The organism is Kitasatospora sp. Root107 (assembly GCF_001424875.1).
Taxonomy (GTDB): domain Bacteria; phylum Actinomycetota; class Actinomycetes; order Streptomycetales; family Streptomycetaceae; genus Kitasatospora.
Window position 1 is genome coordinate 23,304 of record NZ_LMCT01000042.1, and the last position, 5,247, is coordinate 28,550.

A 5,247-nucleotide genomic window follows, 5' to 3' on the forward strand; every position below is an offset into this window, starting at 1 on the left:
GCGGCGGTGCGGCTCTTACTGGCCGTACTCGTTGAACGCTCCTTCGAGCTGAGAGGCGACCATCTGGGCATCGACCCCTTCGATGCGGTGGCGGGGGAGGAAGTAGACGAGTTCGGCGTCCTTGAAGAGGACGAAGGAGGGGTGGGACGGGGGGATGTCCTCGAGGTAGGAGCGCATCTGGGCGGTGGCTTCGATGTCCTGCTCGTCGAAGACGGTGAGCAGCCGGTCAGGGCGCTTGGCATCACCCGAGAGGGCGAGCCAGGCACCGGGCCGGGCCGCAAAGGCAGCGCAGGAGTTGGCGGAGTTGATGGCCACCAGGGTCGTGCCGGTGGCGGCGTCCTTCATGGCTCGGTCGACGTCGTCGGCGGTCAGCAGCTCGACGAAGCCGATCTCGGTCAGCTCGTCCTTCATGGGCTTGACCAGCAGTGGTGAGTACGGGCATTACCAATCCTCACTGAGAACTATGGATGAGTCACTCAGAGTGCTTGGGCGAGTGTGCTGCGAGCGGGCCTTCCCGCACATCCCGCCGGGATCTGGCACGCGCCACGGCAGTTGGTCGGCCTCCGCGGCTCTCGGGCTACGAGGCCGGATTCACCTGGGCCGGGACTGACTGGGACTCAATCCGAGGGGACCGGGACCAGCCGACCTTCCGATCGCCGGCACGCTCCGGCGACGACACCCGGGACACGAAACAAGCATGACGAGGCATCACCCGATAGGGGTGGCTCCCAAACTCACTGACGATCAAGCCCGGCCTGGTCCGCCCGGCCCGGCTGCCTGGCCTGGTGTGGTGGGTTGGGTGAGGACTGTCGCAGGTTGGGTGAGAATCCCTGCCCCGGCGGGGAGTCCACCCGCCTGCCTGTCCCCGTCCGCTCGTCCCATCCGCCCGTCCGCTCGCCTGCCTCCGGCCCGGTCCCGTTCGGCCGCTCTGCCCGTTCGGCTGTCCGTCCGCCCTGCTGCCCACCCGGCTGTCTGCCCTGGCTGCCTCCGGGCTGGCTGCTGGTGGTTGCGTGATGTGGCGGGTGTGACGGAACTGGTCCGGGCTGTTCCGGTACCGCTTCACTCCGTGACCTGTCAGCGTTTCGGGCGCTCGGATCGGGCTTTGGTAGACCAATCCGGGCGGGTCTCCGGGGCCCGGTCCGGGCTGCTCGGGGCTCTGCGGGGCGCTCCGGTTTCGGTGACGGCGGGTGGTCGCCGGTCCGGCTGGCCGGGGTTGACGGGGACTCGCCGGGCCGTCCGGGGGCTGGGGCCGTCCCGGGTGCTTGGTGGCTGCTGACCTGCTCCGCTGCTCCGCCCCAACAGGTCCCGTCCCAGCGGTCCGGTCGGGCATTGCCCTGGCCCCGGTCTCGGCCGCTCTGACTGTCTTCGGGTCGGGTGGTTGCGTGACGTGGTGGGTGTGACGGAAGGGCACCCGCCCATCCGGGCTCTGGTTTCGTGCTGTGACCTCATGGCATTCCGAGCACCCGATTCGGCTTCTGGTGGACCGAGCTGGGCGGGTGCGCGGGGCCCGGTCCGACTGCCCTCTCCCGCCCGGTGTTTGCGGGCCGTGCCCGGAGGTGCGGTGTCGATACGTTCCTGCCGTGCTTACGACGGSCGGTTGGCGGGCGGACCGGGCTTCGGGGAGACGGTTGTGAGGGCGGCCACTGCGGGCGCCGCCGTGGTCACCGCGAATCCGACCATCTGTGCCCGCGTCCTCGCGCTGGGTCGACGATGTGCCCGGCGTCACCACCCGCAAGGGGTGACGGCGGGCACAGTGGGCCCAAAACGATCGTCCGGAGGACCCGCCCGGCCCTTGAAATCGGGGGTCCGGTCTCGGCCATACCTTCGGTAACCCCGCCCTGATCTGCCATTTCACCGANCGGTTGGCGGGCGGACCGGGCTTCGGGGAGACGGTTGTGAGGGCGGCCACTGCGGGCGCCGCCGTGGTCACCGCGAATCCGACCATCTGTGCCCGCGTCCTCGCGCTGGGTCGACGATGTGCCCGGCGTCACCACCCGCAAGGGGTGACGGCGGGCACAGTGGGGCCCTGAACGATCGTCCGGAGGACCCGCCCGGCCCTTGAAATCGGGGGTCCGGTCTCGGCCATACCTTCGGTAACCCCGCCCTGATCTGCCATTTCACCGAAATGCTTGTCCGAAGCCCCCGATGGCTCGTAGCTTCGTAACCAGTGCACAGCGCACCACCCGGGTTCACCACCCGCGGCCCCCGCCCACGAGGCGGCCGGGCATACGCGGTGAAGGTGACCGGGGCGGCAGTCCGCGTCGGACACGTGAGCAGCCGCCCGCTGCGTGCGACATCTCGGAGTACACCCCCGTGCGGGGCCGCTCCGTGCTGTCCGCCCGGGGCTTCCGAGAGGATCTGTATGACCTTCCGTAACGAGACCACCGCTGCCACCACCTCCGCCAAGCGCAACCGCCTGCGGATGGTCCTGATGGGCGGCGCTGTGGCCGCTCTCCCGGTGGCGGGCCTCGTCACGGCCAGTTCGGCCTCTGCCGCGTCCAGCTCGACCTGGGACGCCGTCGCCCAGTGCGAGAGCACCGGCAACTGGAACATCAACACGGGCAACGGGTTCTCCGGCGGCCTGCAGTTCACCCCGAGCACCTGGGCCGCGTACGGCGGCACCCAGTACGCCGCCTCCGCCGACCAGGCGAGTAAGGGCCAGCAGATCGCCGTCGCGGAGAAGGTGCTCGCCTCCCAGGGCCCTGGCGCCTGGCCGGTCTGCTCCGTCAAGGCCGGCCTGACCAAGGGCGGCTCCGCGGCCCAGGTCGACACCTCCGCTGCCGCCGCCCCGGCGAAGTCCACCAAGTCGGCGGACCAGACCACCAAGGCCGCGCCGAAGAACGACACCTCGGCGGCCTCGCGCAGCACCGAGCGCAAGCCCGTCGAGACGGCTGCTCCGGCYGCTCCGGTGCAGAAGAGCACCGGTGGCAGCTACACCGTCAAGAGCGGTGACACCCTGAACGCCATCGCCGCCGCCCACGGCGTGAACCTCAACACCCTCTACACCAACAACGCCGCGGTCGTCGGTGGTGACATCGACCTGATCCTGCCCGGCCAGGTGCTGAGCATCTGACCTGACGGTCGGTACCCGGATACGACGAAGCCTCCCTTCCCTGACCTCGGTCAGCGAAGGGAGGCTTCGTCGTATCACCTGCACTTCACCCCGACCGGATCGTCCTGGCTGAACCTGGTCGAGCGGTGGTTCGCCGAACTGACCGCGAAGAAGCTCCGCCGAGGCGTCCACCGCTCCGTCCAGGCCCTCGAACGCGACATCCGCACCTGGCTCGCCGACTGGAACGAACACCCCCGCCCCTTCGCCTGGACCAAGAGCGCCGACGAGATCCTCGACAAGGTCGCCGCCTACTGCCAGCGAATCTCCGACTCAGGTCACTAGGCCGTCTCTTTCGGATCTGGCAGGGCTCCGGAGGCGGCGCCCCGGAGACTCGCTGTAGAGCCGGGCCTCGTAGGTTGGGCCCTCGGAGACGACGCGCTGCGCAGTGCGGGCGGCGGGACGAAGGGTGGGACATGCGCGGGACGGACGCGGTGGCGGCACTTGCCGAGCTCATGCCGGTGACTGACGGGGTCGACGAGCGGGTCGACTGGGGCGAGGTCGAGGCAGCCTGGGGGACCCGGTTCCCCTCGGACTACGTCCGCTTCATGGAGGTGTACGGGTCGGGGGTGATCAGCGACGGGATCAGCATCCTGCTGCCGTCACTGCGGGCCGACGGGTACCCCTACACGGCAGGCCCGGGCCTGCAGGACGAGACGGAGATCGCCCGCGAGGCCTGGGAGATGTGCCGCGACGAGGCCGACTTCGACGTGGACCCCGAGTCCATCGTGGCGTGGGGCGTGACGTCGGGCGCGGACATCTACTGCTGGGTGACCACGGACGACGACCCGGATCGATGGCCGGTCCTGATGTACGGGAGGGGCACCGACGATATGCAGTTGTTCCCTCTTGGGATGGCCGAGTTCCTTCATCGGCTCCTGGGCGACGCGGCGTTTCGACAGGGGAAGATCAACATTGTCCTGCAGGACGAGGTGTCCTTCGTCAACTGGCGAAACCGCTAGCAGTCTTCGTCGGCCGACTCGGTGGATGGGGTGGAGCCAAATCAACTTGGTACGTCAGTGGGGCCAGAAACCACTACCACGGTGGAGCCCAAAGAAGTGCTTACAGACAATCACTGGTTGCACCTGCGGGCCCGCGCCCGCCGGCAGCTCCACCAACAAGGCACGCTTCTCGCCGAGGGGAAGCCCTCGAGTGTCCTCACCCGGGTTGGAGATCACGTCCTCCAGTTACGAAGGACAGCGCGACTCCGCTGGCCTGCCGGTTGGCGGGGGAGCGGAGGAGTTGGTGGAAGTCGAGCCGGGTGCCGTTCCACGCGCAGATTTCCCCGTCCAGCGTGGTCCCGACCGGCAGGGCGGCGTTGAGGGCAGGCACGATCTCCGGGTAGCGGCTGGTGAGTTGGTGCTGGCGCCGCGACCACAACTCGACGCCCTCCGGGCCCCGCCAGGCGGCGGCTCTCACCCCGTCCAGTTTGACCTCGAATTGAACGGCGCCGAGCATCGCGTCCTCGGCCGGCAGCACGGTCACCGGGCGCGGCTGGATCAGGTCGAACGGCGGCCGCACTACCACCAGCGGCTTGATCTTTCTGGGCACACCATCAGCGTCGGTCCTCAACCACCCATCCGCCCGGCGACACCGCCAGAGGCAGGCCATCTCGGCGCCGGCCTTCCGCGCGGCCTTCTTCGTCCGGGTAGACCCACGTCCAGGCGGCTCCCGCTGGCTTCGCCACGGTCGATCTGGGTGCCCACGGTCAGGCAACAGAGGAACTCATGTAGGCGGATTGACGGTTTTCGACCACGCCTCACATGTCGTCAGTCGAGACTGGCGACCGGGCACCAACCATTTCCGAAGGGGGAAGTCCAGCATGACCAGCTTTGAGAAGCTCGCTCGGGGGGCCTGGGCGTATACCGCCGCCGTCGCTGCCGAGCTCCTCGCCCAGGATTACCCCGTCGGAGGTGTCGACTCGGTCGACACCTCCGACGAGGGCCCCGACCGGGCCGAGGTCGAGGCGTTCATCTCGCTGCCGATCCCGTGGTGGCCGCGCACGTTCACCACCCGGATCGACCTGCGCAACATCAGCGGCCTCTCCCTGGACGCCGTCCCCGCCCTGGACCGGCTGCCCGCCGACCACCGGGCCTGCGCGCTGTCCCTGGTCAGCCGGAGCCTCACGGACCACCCCC

At 69.2% G+C, this 5,247-nt stretch carries 5 protein-coding genes and 1 pseudogene; 4 read left to right on the top strand and 2 right to left on the bottom strand.

Annotated features, from left to right (window positions below; translation table 11 throughout):
- Positions 1 to 15: 15 nt before the first annotated feature.
- The gene (locus ASC99_RS28480) at positions 16 to 426 is read right to left on the bottom strand and encodes a BrxA/BrxB family bacilliredoxin (RefSeq protein WP_255359289.1); all 411 of its coding nucleotides are present in this window, start codon (positions 424 to 426) and stop codon (positions 16 to 18) included.
- Positions 427 to 2,362: 1,936 nt separating this feature from the next.
- On the opposite strand from ASC99_RS28480, the gene ASC99_RS41985 reads away from it, so the two are divergent.
- From ASC99_RS41985 to ASC99_RS28495, 3 genes and pseudogenes are all read left to right on the top strand, one after another.
- Positions 2,363 to 3,073 carry a transglycosylase family protein gene (locus ASC99_RS41985; RefSeq protein ID WP_063857223.1) on the top strand — a complete coding sequence of 237 codons (711 nt, stop codon included), beginning with the start codon at positions 2,363 to 2,365 and terminating at the stop codon, positions 3,071 to 3,073.
- Between the two features lie 72 nt (positions 3,074 to 3,145).
- Positions 3,146 to 3,394, top strand: a pseudogene (locus ASC99_RS41335) (IS630 family transposase); the annotation flags it as partial.
- A gap of 131 nt (positions 3,395 to 3,525) precedes the next feature.
- On the top strand, positions 3,526 to 4,071 hold the full coding sequence (locus tag ASC99_RS28495; protein WP_057237390.1) for an SMI1/KNR4 family protein: 546 nt from the start codon (positions 3,526 to 3,528) through the stop codon (positions 4,069 to 4,071).
- A 196-nt stretch (positions 4,072 to 4,267) separates the two neighbouring features.
- On the opposite strand, the gene ASC99_RS28500 is transcribed toward ASC99_RS28495, so the two are convergent.
- Positions 4,268 to 4,660: a hypothetical protein gene (locus tag ASC99_RS28500; protein ID WP_057237391.1), complete on the bottom strand. Its 393-nt coding sequence runs from the start codon at positions 4,658 to 4,660 to the stop codon at positions 4,268 to 4,270.
- A 271-nt stretch (positions 4,661 to 4,931) separates the two neighbouring features.
- Here ASC99_RS28500 and ASC99_RS39540 point away from each other — a divergent pair.
- The coding region (locus ASC99_RS39540) for a hypothetical protein (protein WP_057237395.1) at positions 4,932 to 5,247 on the top strand (316 nt) is incomplete at its 3' end.

Excerpts from the sequence above, each read along its gene's own strand:
- ASC99_RS28495 (WP_057237390.1), top strand. The coding sequence starts at position 3,526 with ATGCGCGGGACGGACGCGGTGGCGGCACTTGCCGAGCTCATGCCGGTG.